Annotated in this window: 13 protein-coding genes; 1 reads left to right on the top strand and 12 read right to left on the bottom strand. The window is 41.5% G+C overall.

The features are described from left to right. Positions 1 to 690: 690 nt before the first annotated feature. The 11 genes from F7731_RS16740 to F7731_RS16690 all read right to left on the bottom strand — a co-directional run bounded on the left by F7731_RS16740 (position 691) and on the right by F7731_RS16690 (position 12,197). Positions 691 to 1,347, bottom strand: coding sequence for a GntR family transcriptional regulator (locus F7731_RS16740; RefSeq protein WP_151535945.1), 657 nt, complete (start codon positions 1,345 to 1,347; stop codon positions 691 to 693). Between the two features lie 188 nt (positions 1,348 to 1,535). Further along, positions 1,536 to 2,513 (bottom strand): DMT family transporter, encoded by a 978-nt coding sequence (locus tag F7731_RS16735; RefSeq protein WP_151535944.1) that lies wholly within the window; start codon positions 2,511 to 2,513, stop codon positions 1,536 to 1,538. 189 nt (positions 2,514 to 2,702) lie between these two features. Next, entirely contained in the window at positions 2,703 to 3,149 is a 447-nt protein-coding gene (locus F7731_RS16730; protein WP_246197246.1) for a hypothetical protein, read from the bottom strand. A 469-nt stretch (positions 3,150 to 3,618) separates the two neighbouring features. Continuing rightward, positions 3,619 to 4,236 (bottom strand): thymidine kinase, encoded by a 618-nt coding sequence (locus F7731_RS16725; RefSeq protein ID WP_151535942.1) that lies wholly within the window; start codon positions 4,234 to 4,236, stop codon positions 3,619 to 3,621. Positions 4,237 to 4,491: 255 nt separating this feature from the next. Further along, positions 4,492 to 4,698 carry a 50S ribosomal protein L31 gene (gene rpmE / locus F7731_RS16720; RefSeq protein WP_151535941.1) on the bottom strand — a complete coding sequence of 69 codons (207 nt, stop codon included), beginning with the start codon at positions 4,696 to 4,698 and terminating at the stop codon, positions 4,492 to 4,494. Between the two features lie 198 nt (positions 4,699 to 4,896). Beyond that, positions 4,897 to 6,165, bottom strand: coding sequence for a transcription termination factor Rho (gene rho / locus F7731_RS16715; protein ID WP_151535940.1), 1,269 nt, complete (start codon positions 6,163 to 6,165; stop codon positions 4,897 to 4,899). A gap of 602 nt (positions 6,166 to 6,767) precedes the next feature. Further along, complete coding sequence (gene glpX / locus F7731_RS16710) at positions 6,768 to 7,730, bottom strand: class II fructose-bisphosphatase (RefSeq protein WP_151535939.1); 963 nt, start codon at positions 7,728 to 7,730, stop codon at positions 6,768 to 6,770. A gap of 103 nt (positions 7,731 to 7,833) precedes the next feature. Then, on the bottom strand, positions 7,834 to 9,120 hold the full coding sequence (locus tag F7731_RS16705; protein ID WP_151535938.1) for a UDP-N-acetylglucosamine 1-carboxyvinyltransferase: 1,287 nt from the start codon (positions 9,118 to 9,120) through the stop codon (positions 7,834 to 7,836). A 565-nt stretch (positions 9,121 to 9,685) separates the two neighbouring features. Continuing rightward, a complete protein-coding gene (gene fsa / locus F7731_RS16700) occupies positions 9,686 to 10,327 on the bottom strand; it encodes a fructose-6-phosphate aldolase (protein WP_151535937.1) in 642 nt (213 codons plus the stop codon). Between the two features lie 111 nt (positions 10,328 to 10,438). Next, positions 10,439 to 11,296 (bottom strand): class II fructose-bisphosphate aldolase, encoded by an 858-nt coding sequence (locus F7731_RS16695; RefSeq protein ID WP_151535936.1) that lies wholly within the window; start codon positions 11,294 to 11,296, stop codon positions 10,439 to 10,441. A gap of 526 nt (positions 11,297 to 11,822) precedes the next feature. Next, a complete protein-coding gene (locus F7731_RS16690; RefSeq protein WP_151535935.1) occupies positions 11,823 to 12,197 on the bottom strand; it encodes a response regulator in 375 nt (124 codons plus the stop codon). Between the two features lie 248 nt (positions 12,198 to 12,445). Here F7731_RS16690 and F7731_RS16685 point away from each other — a divergent pair, with 248 nt between their 5' ends. Continuing rightward, a complete protein-coding gene (locus tag F7731_RS16685) occupies positions 12,446 to 12,970 on the top strand; it encodes a DUF2529 domain-containing protein (protein WP_151535934.1) in 525 nt (174 codons plus the stop codon). 643 nt (positions 12,971 to 13,613) lie between these two features. On the opposite strand, the gene pyrG is transcribed toward F7731_RS16685, so the two are convergent. Beyond that, on the bottom strand, positions 13,614 to 15,215 hold the full coding sequence (pyrG, locus tag F7731_RS16680; protein ID WP_151535933.1) for a CTP synthase: 1,602 nt from the start codon (positions 15,213 to 15,215) through the stop codon (positions 13,614 to 13,616). Positions 15,216 to 15,474 lie beyond the last annotated feature (259 nt).

Below are 15,474 nucleotides of genomic sequence, written 5' to 3'. Positions count from 1 at the left end.
CATCCATTAGGAGAATACGACAATCTTTGTCCTTTAACGTAGGTTTATAGGACATCCATTAGGAGAATACAATAATCTTTGTCCTTTAACGAAGCTTTATAGGACATCCATTAGGAGAATACGACAATCTTTGTCCTTTAACCAAGGTTATAGGACATCCATTAGGAGAATACGACAATCTTTGTCCTTTAACGTAGGTTTATAGGACATCCATTAGGAGAATACGACAATCTTTGTCCTTTAACGAAGGTTTATAGGACATCCATTAGGAGAATACGACAATCTTTGTCCTTTAACGTAGGTTTATAGGACATCCATTAGGAGAATACGACAATCTTTGTCCTTTAACGTAGGTTTATAGGACATCCATTAGGAGAATACAATAATCTTTGTCCTTTAACGAAGCTTTATAGGACATCCATTAGGAGAATAAGACAATCTTTGTCCTTTAACGGAACTTTATAGATCAATTAGGAGAATACGACAATCTTTGTCCTTTAACGAAGCTTTATAGGACATCATTTAGGAGAATACAACAATCTTTGTCCTTTAACCTGATAATATAGGACACTAATTGGAGGTAAACGACAAAGGATGTCCTTTAAAACCATTTGGATCAGTCAATAATCTTGAAAGAAGTAAAATAAAAAGAGTACAACGGCCGTTATACTCTTTAAATAATAAGATTATTTAATTCTGACTTTCTCCTACTAAAATTCGCCCTAAGCTTAACCAATTTTCCTCAACGAGCGAAGAAGCTAGGCTTGCATTTTTAGCTCGGCAAGCCGAAATAATTTGATTATGCTCTTCAATTGATTTCATTCCATCAAGTGAACTAAACTTTGAAAATTCCAGTCGGCGTACTTTTGACATAATCCGTTCTAATGCTAACCCTATTTCTTGATTTCCAGAAGCTTCTAAAAGAACCCCATGAAATCGATCATCCGCTTCCACGGCATGTAACACATTTTTATTTTCTAATGCCTTCTTTAGCTGATCATTGCTTTCTTCCATTTGCTGAATATCTTCTTCGGAAATAGTGATCGCTGCAAGACGCGCTGCTAATCCATGCAATGCAGCCACAACGGTAAACGCGTTTTTCGCCTCCTCTAAATGGATTTGCGTAATACGGGTTTGCGAACCTGGCAATGATTCAACAAGGCCTTCATCCTCCAGCCTTTTCAGCGCTTCCCTCACAGGTGTTCGGCTGACACCAAACTCTGCAGCAAGCTCTTTATCCATAATTCTTTGGCCAGGCTCTAACTCCAATGTCACAATTGCTTTCTTCAACGATTCATACACTTGATCCCTTAATGCTGGTCGCGCAATAGTTTTGATTGTTTTCATAAAACCAATATATCAATCGTGGTTATATCTGTCAATTTGGGATTTACCAGCAATCCTTCCCAATTTATTGACCAGTTTCCGCATATATCAGTCAGTTCGATTGTTGTATCGGTCAATTTTCTATTTATCGGTAGGCTAGCACTTGATATTGGTCACTTCTACATTTTTATCGGTTACTTATAATTCTTCTAACTAGACTTATACCTAACAGCGGCCATTTTAAGTGGTTTTTCCCGGTTGGAAACATAGCTATGCAATACCATGCCAGCAATGACTAAAATAATGCCCATCCAAGAGACATACGATGGCACTGGTGCTGACAAAATAATTAGCTCACCTGCTACGGCAAATAAAACTTCAAAGGATTGTGTCGCTTCAACCGCACCAAGTCTTTGCATATCCCCTCTCACTAAATCTGTTGCTTTGAAAAAGAGAACAGTGGCTATCACTCCAGAAAACAGTGCAACTAATAGTGATTGAATCGTTTGTCCCGTGCTAGGCGGTCCGACGGTAATCACCCCAAATAAAGATAAAAGCAGCCAAAATGGCAGGCTAGCGATGGTCATGCCGAGCACGCGCTGGTAAGCATCTAGCCGGTCGCCGCAAACCTCCATCATTTTGCGGTTCCCTAACGGATAGGCGAAGGAAGCAAGAATGACGGGCAAAATTCCTAATAGGAGCATCTTTGTTGAAAGTTGGCTCGCCTGCTCGAGCTGCATAACGGCTACTCCAAGAAGAATAATGAGAGACATTGACAAGCCGATAAACGGAATTCTTCCTCTCACCTTAATTAGCCCGTTCGGTGTTTGCTTTGTTTCGAAAAATAACGGGGCGAGAAGTGAGCCAGAGATAATCGTCACTTGCCACGTTCCGGCAATGAGCCATCCAGGTCCAGACGCTGCTGCAAAACTTATTGGTGCATAAAATAAACCAAAACCGACAAAGCTCCATAGAAACCAGCTTTGAGGATTTCTTTTCATTTCTATTAATAACTGCTTTAGATTTCCCCTACAAACCACAATGAGAAATAGGAATGGAATCATAAAAATATACCGCAACGAAGCACTCCAAATCCAGCTTCCCCCTGAAAGCTCCATCGATCGGTTTAAAACAAATGTAAACGCAAAAAAGAAAGCTGCAATAATTCCAATTACGATCGGCCGCATGATGTTCTCTCCCTAATTCTTCAAAAATTTTGTAAATTGTATAAAACTAATATATCGCATTTTGGTTTTATTGCAACTATTTTTATTTAAAATTATCCACAAATCTAGCCGTATGAGTGTGGAAAACTAAAAAATCATCTGATCCAAAATTAATTAAACACAAAAAAGCCCTGCATTCAGCAAGGCAATTTATGTGCGGTCTTCTTGAATTTTCACTTCGATATGGTAACGAGGCAATGCTTCTATAAGTTTTTTTCGCAGCTTAGAGGATGCCGTCGCTCTTTGGCGATCTGTCATCATTTCTTTTTTATAGGCAGTTACCCACATGTCATCTCCATTTATCCACACTGGACCAGAACGATATTCACCTGTGGCATCGATCACTTGGCGAGCATGGTCGATATCTGCTTGATTGTTCACTTTATTTCTACCATCTAAATTTAAGAAATTAGGATTTTGGGAATCCATCGTCCAATCTCTTGTATTGTAATCTCGTTCATCAGTGGAAATATTTCTTAAACCAGTATCATTACCATTTGTACCGGTAAAATTCTCCACACCACGATTAAAATTTGCACAGCCAGCCGTTAAACCAAGAATGAGGATAAAAACAAACAGTTTTTTCAAATCTTGCACCTCCCATTAATAGCATGTCCACTATAACGGGAAAAAGTACGGTCCAAATTCAACCAGGCAATTAATTTTTGGCGTTAATTTTTGGGATAGTTATTCAGTGGATATCCACAAGTTTCAACAATTTATCTGCTGCTTTTACTGGATATTCACAAGTTCGAGCACTATATCCCCACTTTTCATGGATATCCACAACTTCTAGCAATTTATCCGCCGCTTTTCCTATATATCCACAACTTCCAGCAATTTATCCGCCGCTTTTCCTACATATCCGCAACTTCTAGCAATTTATCCGCCGCTTTTCCTACATATCCGCAACTTCTAGCAATTTATCCGCCGCTTTTCCTACATATCCGCAACTTCTAGCAATATATCCGCCAGTTCAGAAATTTATCCGCTACTCCCCAATTTCCTCCCCAAAATAAAAAAAACTGCCTGAAATCGCTTCAGACAGAATGAAATAAGTATAAATTTATAATGACTGAGTTGTTTGCTTGTCATCCAAAATAGATGGTGACTTTGGCACTTCGTGATGGTGGCGGCAGCGAGGCTCATAGGCTTCGGATGCACCGACTAAAATAACAGGATCATCATACGAAGCAGGTTCTCCGTTAATTAATCTTTGCGTGCGGCTGGCTGGCGATCCGCAAACTGCACATACTGCTTGGAGCTTCGTTACTAATTCAGCAATAGCCATGAGTGCTGGCATTTTGCCGAATGGCTCGCCGCGAAAATCTTGATCAAGTCCAGCTGCTATGACGCGATGGCCGCTATTCGCCAGATGCTGGATGACTTTTACGATTTCATCATCAAAAAATTGCACTTCGTCAATCGCAATGACATCAATATCTGGGTGAATATGTTTAAAAATTTCAGTGGATTGGGTGATCGGTACAGCTGTAAAAGCCGTACCATTATGAGATACGACCGCTTCTTCACTGTAGCGGTTATCAATTTGCGGTTTAAATACAATGATTTGCTGCTTGGCGAATTGGGCTCTGCGTACGCGGCGAATCAGTTCTTCCGATTTACCTGAGAACATGCTTCCGCAAATGACCTCTACCCATCCATGGTGGTTCATTACGTACATAGAAGGCTTTTCCTCCTTTAGAAGTAGTTCAAAAAGTCCGGGAAAAATAGCCGTCGAATTTCGGCGTCAGCTTGCTTCTCCGCTCCTCACGTATTAAAAGCATACGTTCCGGTGCTCGAAGGCTTCGCTTCCTTGAACTTCTCGGCTCTCTTTGTCCTCCTTTTTGAACACATACTTTCTTTAAAAAACTGCCTAAGTATATATTTCAGAAATAAAAAACAGGCAAGAGAGAAAGCTTGCCTGTTTTGGGTTTTATTATTGTTGCTTGATGCCGTATTTTTTGTTGAAACGGTCAACACGTCCGCCAGCTTCAGCGAATTTTTGACGACCTGTGTAGAATGGATGGCATTCAGAACAAGTTTCAACACGGATTTCTTTTTGAACAGAACCCGTTTCAAATTCATTACCACATGCACATTTAACTACTGCTTTATTGTAATTTGGATGAATTCCTGCTTTCATTCTTTTCATCTCCTTCCGCCCTGAATCATTTGCTGAGACAGAGTTATATATTACGGGCCACATTGGACAACCGTATATCTAAAGCACACTGGAATAATTATAACAAGGCAAAACCCATTTTGCAATATTTGATTTCACCTTGAGGAAAGGGAAATTTCACCACTAAGAAATAGGGAATCCGTCTTCCGCCATGCAATCTTAGTGGGAACGCTTCGCTTTCATTTCATCTGCTAAGTTCCCAAAGAAATCTTCATTTGATTTCGTCTGTCTTAGCTTGCGCAAAAACTTCTCTGCGAAATCTGGTGAATCTGACATCGATTTGCGAATAGCCCAAAGCATGTCAAGCTGCTCCTTCTGAATAAGAAGCTCTTCTTTCCGCGTTCCGGAGCGGCGAATATCGATCGCTGGGAAGATTCTTCTTTCTGCAAGAGTGCGGTCAAGATGAAGCTCCATATTCCCTGTTCCTTTAAATTCTTCGTAAATAACATCGTCCATTCTTGAGCCTGTATCCACAAGAGCGGTTGCTAAAATTGTTAAGCTGCCGCCTTCTTCAATATTACGGGCCGCACCGAAGAAGCGCTTCGGACGGTGGAAAGCTGCTGGGTCAATCCCCCCGGATAATGTTCTTCCGCTTGGCGGGATTACAAGGTTGTAAGCTCTTGCCAATCTTGTAATACTATCCATTAAGATGACAACGTCACGCTTATGCTCTACTAAACGCATCGCACGCTCAAGAACAAGCTCGGCCACTTTAATATGATTTTCTGGAACCTCATCAAATGTAGAGCTCACGACATCCCCTGCAACAGAACGCTCAATATCTGTTACCTCTTCTGGACGCTCGTCAATTAATAAAACGATTAACTCTACCTCTGGGTGGTTCGTTGTAATGCTGTTGGCAATTTCTTTTAAAAGCATTGTTTTCCCCGCTTTAGGAGGTGCAACGATCAAACCACGCTGCCCAAAACCTACCGGAGCAAGCACGTCCATAATTCTTGTGGAAAGATGCCTTTGCGTCGTTTCCAGCTTCATATGGCTATCAGGATATAAAGGTGTTAAAGCCGGGAAATGCACACGCTCTTTCGCAGATTCAGGGTCATCTCCGTTAACTGCTTCTACTTGCAGAAGGCCAAAATAGCGCTCATTCTCTTTCGGGGGACGTACCTTTCCAGACACCTTGTCCCCATTTCTTAAATCAAAACGGCGGATTTGCGATGCAGAAATATAAATATCCTCAGAGCTTGGCGAATAGTTGATTGGTCTTAAAAACCCAAAGCCCTCTGATTGGATAATTTCAAGGACGCCTTCCATAAAGAAGTACCCTTCTTTTTCTGCTCTTGCCTTTAAAATGGCAAAAATTAATTCTTTCTTCGTTAATTTGCTATAGTAAGAAACTTTATATTCACGAGCAAGCTCATAAAGTTCCTTTAATTTCATATTCTCTAAACTAGATATATTTAATCCCATAATGACACCACACTTTTAAATTTTCAAACACTTTCCCCTATAAACTAAAATCAGCAAAATGATCAGTAAAAATAAAAACGGGAAAAATATAATTGAGGCAAAAACTATTATTATATATATTAAAATATCTTGAGGATAAACCCAATAGAAGCCATTTTTTAAAGATCATATTGGGGTTCTTTTTTTGTTGCAATAAACCTTTATAGGAGTATGTATTAACTATATTTTATTTACATGAAGGAAACAAGTCTATTTTTTGGCAGGAAGCACAAATGCGTAAGCGCCTTCGGAACAATCAAAGTGCCAATTGTTCCTGCGAAGGTTATTCGGAAGAAGTTTTCCTTGGTGTTCACCCCCGATAAGCACAAGACAAGCCTCTCAGAAAGGTGTTTTTTACCTTTTTGGGAGGATTGACTTGTGACCTCAAGAGGGTAGGCGCTCCTCCTAAAAGCTAAGCTTTTACTCGTGCGATGATTATGCTACCGAAGTGTTCCTTGTGGAGCTAGACGTTAAGGGGTTTGGTCTGGCATCGGATTTCGCCAGACCTATTCATTATTCAAAAATAATCCCTCATTACTATTATCTTGGAAAATTTTATTGAATTAGCCAATTACTAAGTTCGGTTTTTTATGCAGACTGTGACGGCCTTCGATAAAGCGGACAGTTCCAGATTTCGCACGCATAACAACAGAGTGAGTCGAGCCATAAGATCCTTTAAATTGGACACCTTTCAGAAGCTCTCCATCTGTTACACCCGTTGCTGCAAAAATTGCATCATCGCCCCTCACTAAATCTTCCATAAGAAGAATCTTGCTTACATCAAGCCCCATCTTCTTACAGCGTTCAGCTTCAGCATCATTTTGCGGAACAAGCTTTCCTTGAATCTCTCCGCCAAGACATTTAAGGGCAACGGCAGAAATAACGCCTTCTGGAGCACCACCGAGACCGAAAAGAATATCTACTCCCGTATGGTCAAATGCAGTGTTAATGGCACCAGCCACATCCCCATCATTAATTAATTTAATTCTTGCACCCGCCGCGCGGAGCTGTTTGATAATATGTTCATGGCGCGAACGATCGAGAACAGTGGCGACAACATCTTCAATGTCTTTATTTTTTGCTTTCGCAACGGCTTTTAAATTGTCGAGGACAGAAGCATTAATATCAATTTGGCCAACAGCTTCCGGGCCAACTGCGATTTTTTCCATATACATATCAGGCGCGTGCAGTAAATTGCCATGGTCTGCTACGGCAAGAACAGCAAGCGCATTCCAGCCACCAGAAGCAACAATATTTGTGCCCTCTAGAGGGTCTACAGCGACATCGACACGCGGACCGTAGCCAGTTCCAAGCTTTTCACCAATGTAAAGCATAGGAGCTTCGTCCATTTCTCCTTCTCCGATTACGACCGTCCCTTTCATTGGGACTGTATCGAATACATTTCTCATTGCTGTCGTTGCCGCATCATCAGCTTCGTCTTTTTTTCCGCGACCCATCCAGCGGGCAGATGCTAATGCTGCAGCCTCTGTCACACGGATAAGTTCCATCGATAAACTACGTTCCATTTAATTTTTCCCCCTTGAATCTATGCTGTGCAGTCTCTTTGCTTGTTGCGTACAAACTGCCATATGCGTAAAACCGTACACATATGGCTATAAATCAAACTTATTAAGCGTTTTTCATCTGTTCCAGTTCTTCTTGCGATAAATTTTCTCGCCAAACGGTCGCGCCTAGCCCATTGAGCTTTTCAACGAGATGGCTGTATCCGCGGTCAATATGCTCAAGGCCAGTTACTTCTGTGATTCCCTCTGCCATAAGCCCAGCAATAACAAGCGCTGCGCCGGCACGCAAATCACTAGCCTTTACTTTAGCCCCCTGCAATTGAACAGGACCGTGAATGATCGCCGAACGGCCTTCAACTTTAATATTCGCATTCATTCTTCTTAATTCATCTATATGTTTAAAACGGGCACTGTAAATGGTATCTGTAACCATACTTGTCCCAACAGCGCTTGTTAACAACGTAGTAAACGGCTGTTGAAGATCGGTCGGGAACCCAGGGTATACAAGTGTCTTAATGTCAACGGCTTTTCTTTTGTCAACTGGATGAATGTATACATGATCATCTGCGGATTCAATATGGACCCCCAGCTCTCTCAGCTTCGCAATGAGTGACTCCAAATGCTGCGGGATGACATTATCAATTGTGATCCCTTCACCTACTGCGGCACCAAGAATCATATATGTTCCCGCTTCAATCCGGTCAGGGATAATTGTATGCTGGCATCCGTGGAGCTGTTCTACACCGTCAATCCGAATGACATCAGTTCCAGCCCCTTTAATCTTTGCCCCCATATTTGTGAGCAATGTAGCCACATCAATAATTTCCGGCTCTTTTGCAGCGTTTTCGATGACCGTTCTTCCTTTTGCCCGAACGGCTGCAAGCATAATATTAATGGTCGCACCAACACTAACAACATCCAAATAAATCCGGGCGCCGCGCAGCTCATCCGCCCGCAGATAGATTGCACCTTGCTCATTTGTCACCGTTGCGCCAAGAGCCTCAAACCCTTTTATATGCTGATCGATCGGCCGTGGACCGAGATGGCATCCTCCTGGAAGACCAATGACCGCCTTTTTGAAACGGCCAAGCATCGCCCCCATTAAATAATAAGAGGCACGCAGTTTTTTAACTTTTCCATTCGGCAAAGGCATGGAAATCATCGTCGAAGGGTCGACAGTCATGTCTCCATCAGAGAATTTGACGGTCCCTCCAAGTTCTTCAAGCAGTCCTTTTAAAATTTGAACATCCGAAATATCTGGCAGCCCTTCAATCGTGACAGGCGAATCAGCTAGGATCGTAGCTGGAATCAAAGCCACTGCACTATTTTTTGCCCCGCTAATTCGAACAGTTCCTTTTAAAGGATAACCGCCAGCAATCATAAGCTTTTCCATTTTTAGCTCCCTTCTACGCCGTAAAGTATAAGAAAAAAACGCTGCGTGGGTTTTAGAAATTAGAGGTGTGAAGGCAGAGACAGAATGGAGAGACTCGTCCTTTACATTAGACTTTGTAGCCTCTGACCTTCAATTTATATATTGCTTGTCCCATAAAGTGAAACTTCATTCAGTGGGGAGGTACTTCATCCCCACTGAATGTTAGTTGAACTTATCACGCTCAAGGCGCCACGTCCTGTGGCTTTCGCCTGACTAGGACATCGTGTCCGTCGTCGGGCCTTTACGGGCTGTTGGATCTCCCTCTTAAAAGTTTTTGTTTTCTAAACTTCATAAAGTGGGAATCTTACAGCCCGTTAATCTGCGATAAATTAAATAAATACAGACACAATATTTCAGTTCTATTTTACTCGAAAAATGTTCCTCAATGTGGGGAAACTGTTCGAAACCAATAGAACTATTACCAATTTACCCTAAATTGGCAATTGGTAAAACAGTATTTTAGAAAAATATATGGCCTTCTTTGTAAAACAATTGCTATCAATCAATTCTATGGAAATATCCTTTCTTAGCGAGCGTTCCAGTCAGCAAGAAAAGCTTCAATTCCCTTATCTGTAAGAGGGTGTTTAAATAGCTGCATTATTACTTTATATGGGATTGTAGAAATATGAGCTCCATTTAAAGCGGCATCCGTCACATGCTGAGGGTGGCGAATAGATGCGGCAATAATTTCTGTTTCGATATCGTGGATTGCAAAGATATCTGAAATTGTAGAGATTAAGTCCATTCCATTATGTCCAATGTCATCTAATCTGCCAAGGAATGGAGAAACGTACGTAGCACCAGCTCTAGCTGCAAGTAAAGCTTGGTTCGCACTGAAGATTAGCGTTACATTTGTTTTAATACCTTCTTTTGAGAAAATGTTAACAGCTTTTAAGCCTTCTGGAGTCATCGGAACTTTAACGGTAATATTTGGAGCAATTGCTGCTAATTCTCTTCCTTCTTTAATCATCCCTTCTGCATCAAGGGCGATCACTTCTGCACTAACTGAGCCTGGAACGAGCTCTGTAATTTCGCGTAGACGGTCATGGAATGAAACGTCTTTTTCTTTAGCTACTAAAGAAGGGTTTGTTGTTACCCCTGCTAAAATTCCCAACGCATGTGCTTCTTTAATTTCTTCCATATTTGCTGTATCGATGAAAAACTTCATTTGTTTTGCCTCCTTAGTAAGTAAAAATGCTGTCTAGGTTGTACAATCTAGTAAATGAATCAAAACCGCCTCTTTTTTTAAAGGCGGTTTTCAGAAAATTCAACGGTTCTATTAAGCTTTTCCAGAAGAACCGAATTCACGCATTTTATTAATCACAGTTTCTTTAATTGCGTCTCTTGCTGGGCCTAAGTATTTGCGCGGATCATACATGTTTGGATTCGCTGCTAATACTTCACGAACGCGTTTAGCAGAAGCAATTTGGTTCTCTGTATTAACATTAATTTTTGCCGTACCTAAAGAAATCGCCTTCTGAATATCCTTTGTTGGAATCCCTGTTCCGCCATGAAGAACGAGTGGAACACCTGTCAGATGTCCAATTTCCTCCATTTCAGCAAAACCAAGCTTCGGCTCTCCCTTATATGGACCGTGAACAGAACCTAAAGCGGGCGCTAAGCAGTCGATTTTTGTACGCTTAACAAGCTCTTCACATTCCTTTGCGTCGGCATAGATTACGCCTTCAGCAATGACGTCATCCTCTTGCCCGCCAACTGTGCCTAATTCCGCTTCAACTGAAACACCACGAGCATGTGCATATTCAACGACCTTTGTTGTTGTCGCAACATTTTCCTCAAATGGATCATGTGAGGCATCAATCATGACAGAGGTAAAACCGGCATCGATCGCTTCTTTACATTTATCGAGGCTTGAACCGTGATCTAAATGAATTGCTACTGGTACAGTAATTTTATAGTCTTCAAGTAATCCTTCAACCATGTTGACAACTGTTTTGAAACCGCCCATATAGCGTGCCGCACCTTCAGACACACCAAGGATAACAGGGGATTTCTCTTCCTCTGCCGCTTGAAGAATCGCTTGCGTAAATTCTAAGTTATTTAAATTGAATTGACCTACTGCATAGCCTTCGGATTTCCCTTTGTTAAGCATGTCAGTCATTGAAACTAAAGGCATCCCTCTTCCTCCTCATCATCATCGATTCCTACTTTTCACAGGATAAGTCTTCCCTCAATACGTACGTTTATGTATACACCTGCTTCGGGCGGATTCGATCCTTGAATTCATTTGTATCATACCAAAACAGAAAAGGAATTGCTATGACCGTGAAGGCATTTTTTATTTTTAACTATGTTATCCGTTGCTGTTGATTTCCGCTCCAGGCACTCACTTTCCACGGGTGATCCGGGAGCCTTCTCGTCGCTTTCGCGCCTTCGAGGTCTTCCCTGGACACTCTCCCCGCAGGACATTGAATAAACATCTGTGAAATAACACCGCACGAAAAAATGCGTATGCAATTTGAGGATCTCGTGCCTTCCGCTCCAATCAACAAAGGTAAAAATTAACTTGTACTTTAACAAATCCTATTTCAAAAATATGTTCACTGTCGAATTGTTGACGTATTAACCGCCATTTACATATACATGCACTCATCGTTCGTCGCGAATGAACCCCATTCAAAACGCATATGGCGTATCATTACTTATAATGAATTAGGGATTGGCACATATTTCCGAACGGCCGCTCGGATGTCATCGATATCGAACGGCTTCGCGAAATGGGTTAACGCCCCTAAATCGCGGGCTTCTTGGATCATATCGAGCTCACCGTAAGCCGTCATAATGATTACTTGAATATCTTGATCAATAACTCGCATTCTTTTTAAAATTTCAATTCCATCCATTCCAGGAATTTTCATATCAAGAAGGACTAAATCAGGTGAATGCTCGGAGACAATTTCAAGCGCTTGTATTCCATTTGCAGCTTGGTATGTATCGTACCCTTCCTTCTGTAATACTTCATTCAGCAAAATACGAATGCCGAATTGATCATCAACGATTAATATTTTCCCCTTCAATCAACCCACCTCTTCCCTTCAATCCAAAAATTTAATTATAAACGATTACAATATTATTCTCCCTCCTTATTATTCTACTTTCACACAGTAAAATCCTTCCTCTTTCAAAAAATGTTCGAGCATTTATTTTGACTTTCAAAAAAACTGCCTATTAATATTAGAAAACTGCCTCGCTCCTCCATTTTACCTTTTTGTTTGCATTTCTTATAATTAATATAGCTAATCTGAATGAAGATAGGAGAAATATGATGCTAAAAATGTTTTCAACTCAATTAACCGGATTGTTTAAACGAATTCAGGAAAAAGAAGAATTCGCAATTGAAGATAGCGCTAGACTGCTCGCACAGGCTGCCATCGGAAGCGGAAATATATACATTTTTGCCACCAATGAAATGAATGCTGTTGCCTATGAAGCGGCAGCAGGAGAAGAGCCGTTAAAAAATGCCGCCATCTGGCCAATCGATCAGCCGCTTGATGGCTTGGCCGAAACAGACCGATTTCTTATCGTCACACGGGATTCAACAGATGAAGAAGCGATGAAAATGGGAGAAATTCTTGCCAAGAGAGGCATTCCGTTCGTGGCCATCTCTTCTATTCGGTCAGCGCCTGGGATCGCCGAGCTTGCGGATGTCCATATTGATTTAAAACTAACAAAAGGGCTGTTGCCAGACGAAACAGGCAATCGCATAGGCTACCCATCCTCCATGGCTGCACTGTTTGTTTATTATGGAATTAAATTTATTCTGGAAGAAATTTTAACGGAATACGAGTGAGGGTGTGAGCTCATAGTGAGCGTTTGGGTTGGGCTTTCGGAAAAATGAGGTCCATGAACACTTCATGGCGGCCGTTTTCTCCGGACTTTCCGAAAAACGTGCCCCATGAGCACTTCATGGCGAACGTTTACGACGGGCTTTCGGAAAAACGTGCTCCATGAGCACTTCATGTCGGCTGTTTTCACCGGACTTTCGGAAAAACGAGCTCCATGAACAATTCATAGTGACCGTTTTCGTTGGCCTTTCCGTAAAACGTGCTCCATGAACAATTCATGACGACCGTTTTCGACGGACTTTCCGGAAAACGTGCTCCATGAACAATTCATAGTGACAGTTATCGTTGGACTTTCCGGAAAACGTGCTCCATGAACAATTCATGACGACCGTTTTCGACGGACTTTCCGTAAAACGTGCTCCATGAACAATTCATAGTGACCGTTTTCGTTGGCCTTTCCGTAAAACACGCTTCATGAGCACTTCATGGCGAACGTTTTCACCGGACTTTCCGTAAAACACGCTCCATGAACAATTCATAGCGAGCGTTAATCCCATCTTTCCCACAGAACGAGCTCCATGACAACCCATTCACAAAAAAGGAGACCCCGCCCGAGCCATTAACTCGAACAGGAGTCTCCTTTTTCTTTTATTTACTGAATTTTAAAGTTGCGCCAACAAACTCGCGGAATAGCGGCTGCGGACGAGTTGGTCTTGAGATAAATTCTGGATGGAATTGAGACGCAACGAACCATGGATGGTCTTTAATCTCAATGATCTCCACAAGACGTCCATCAGGGCTTGTACCCGAGAAGACAAATCCAGCATCTTCCATTTCTTGGCGATAGTGATTGTTAAATTCATAGCGATGGCGATGACGCTCATACACAACCTGTTCTTGATACGCATCAAAAGCTTTTGTGCCTTCCGCCAATTTACATGCTTGAATTCCTAATCTTAATGTGCCACCTAGATCTTCAACATCTTTTTGTTCTGGTAAAAGATCAATAATTGGGTGCTTCGTTGCTGGATCAAGTTCTGCAGAATGTGCCCCTTTCAAACTCAATACGTTGCGGGCATATTCAATGGACGCTAATTGCATACCTAAGCAGATTCCGAGAAATGGCTTTTTCTGTTCACGCGCATATTGAATCGCTAGAATCTTTCCTTCAACTCCACGATCTCCGAATCCGCCTGGAACAAGAATTCCGTCTGCATCGCCTAATAGCTCTGCCACATTTCCTTCAGTTACTTCTTCCGCATTGATCCAATTAATATCAATATCAGAATCATGCGCATAGCCTGCGTGCTTTAACGCTTCGACAACGGAAATATAGGCATCTTGAAGCTCAACATATTTTCCAACGAGGGCGATTTTTGTTGTTTTTGATAAATTCGTAACTTTTCCCACTAGCTGCTTCCATTCTGTCATATCTGCATCGCCGCAAGCTAGTTTCAAATGATTGCATACGATGCTATCCAAGTTTTGATCTTGAAGGGCAAGAGGAATGGAATACAATGTATCCGCATCGCGGCATTCAATAACTGCTTCTTTATCGATGTCACAGAATAAAGCAAGCTTGTCCTTCATGTCTTGTGAAATCGGCATTTCTGTACGAACGACAACCACATTTGGCTGAATACCTAAGCTTCTTAATTCCTTTACACTATGCTGAGTTGGCTTTGTTTTCATTTCTCCAGCTGCTTTAATATACGGAATTAATGTGCAATGAACGTACATCACATTATCGCGGCCGACGTCGCTTTTGATTTGGCGAATCGCTTCAAGGAATGGTAGGGATTCGATATCGCCTACTGTTCCGCCGATTTCTGTGATAACAACATCTGAATTCGTTTCATGGCCAGCACGGAAAACCCTGTCCTTAATTTCATTTGTAATATGGGGAATCACCTGAACCGTTCCACCATTATATTCACCACGGCGCTCTTTTCGAAGAACGGTTGAATAAATTTTCCCAGTTGTTACACTGCTATATTTATTCAAATTCACATCAACAAAACGCTCATAATGGCCTAAATCTAAATCCGTTTCCGCTCCATCACCTGTAACGAACACTTCACCGTGCTGGTATGGACTCATCGTCCCAGGGTCCACGTTAATATATGGATCAAATTTTTGGAGGGTTACGCTTAAGCCTCGATTTTTCAAAAGACGTCCTAAAGATGCAGCCACGATCCCTTTTCCAAGTGATGATACAACGCCGCCTGTTACAAAAATATACTTTGTCATTATAATTCCCCCTCATTACAGTTTGTGCATGTTGCCTTTATTTAAAAACTAAAAATAATGAATTGAAACAGAATTTCCATCTGTCCAAAAGACAGTCTTAATAAAAAACAATTGTCGCAGATTTCCGTCAGTTCGGATGATTAATCATTATGCCTACAAAAAAATAAATAGCGCCCCACTTACTTTTAACAAGTAAGGGAGCGCTATACGTGTCTAATGATTCGTTCCTTTTAAAAGGAGCCCAAAAAGTATTCTACAA

It is taken from the genome of Cytobacillus depressus (assembly GCF_008923245.1).
GTDB classification, from domain to species: Bacteria; Bacillota; Bacilli; order Bacillales; family Cytobacillaceae; genus Cytobacillus; species Cytobacillus depressus.
The sequence above is the reverse complement of the archived record's forward strand: the minus strand, read 5'-3'. Positions and strand labels throughout refer to the sequence as shown.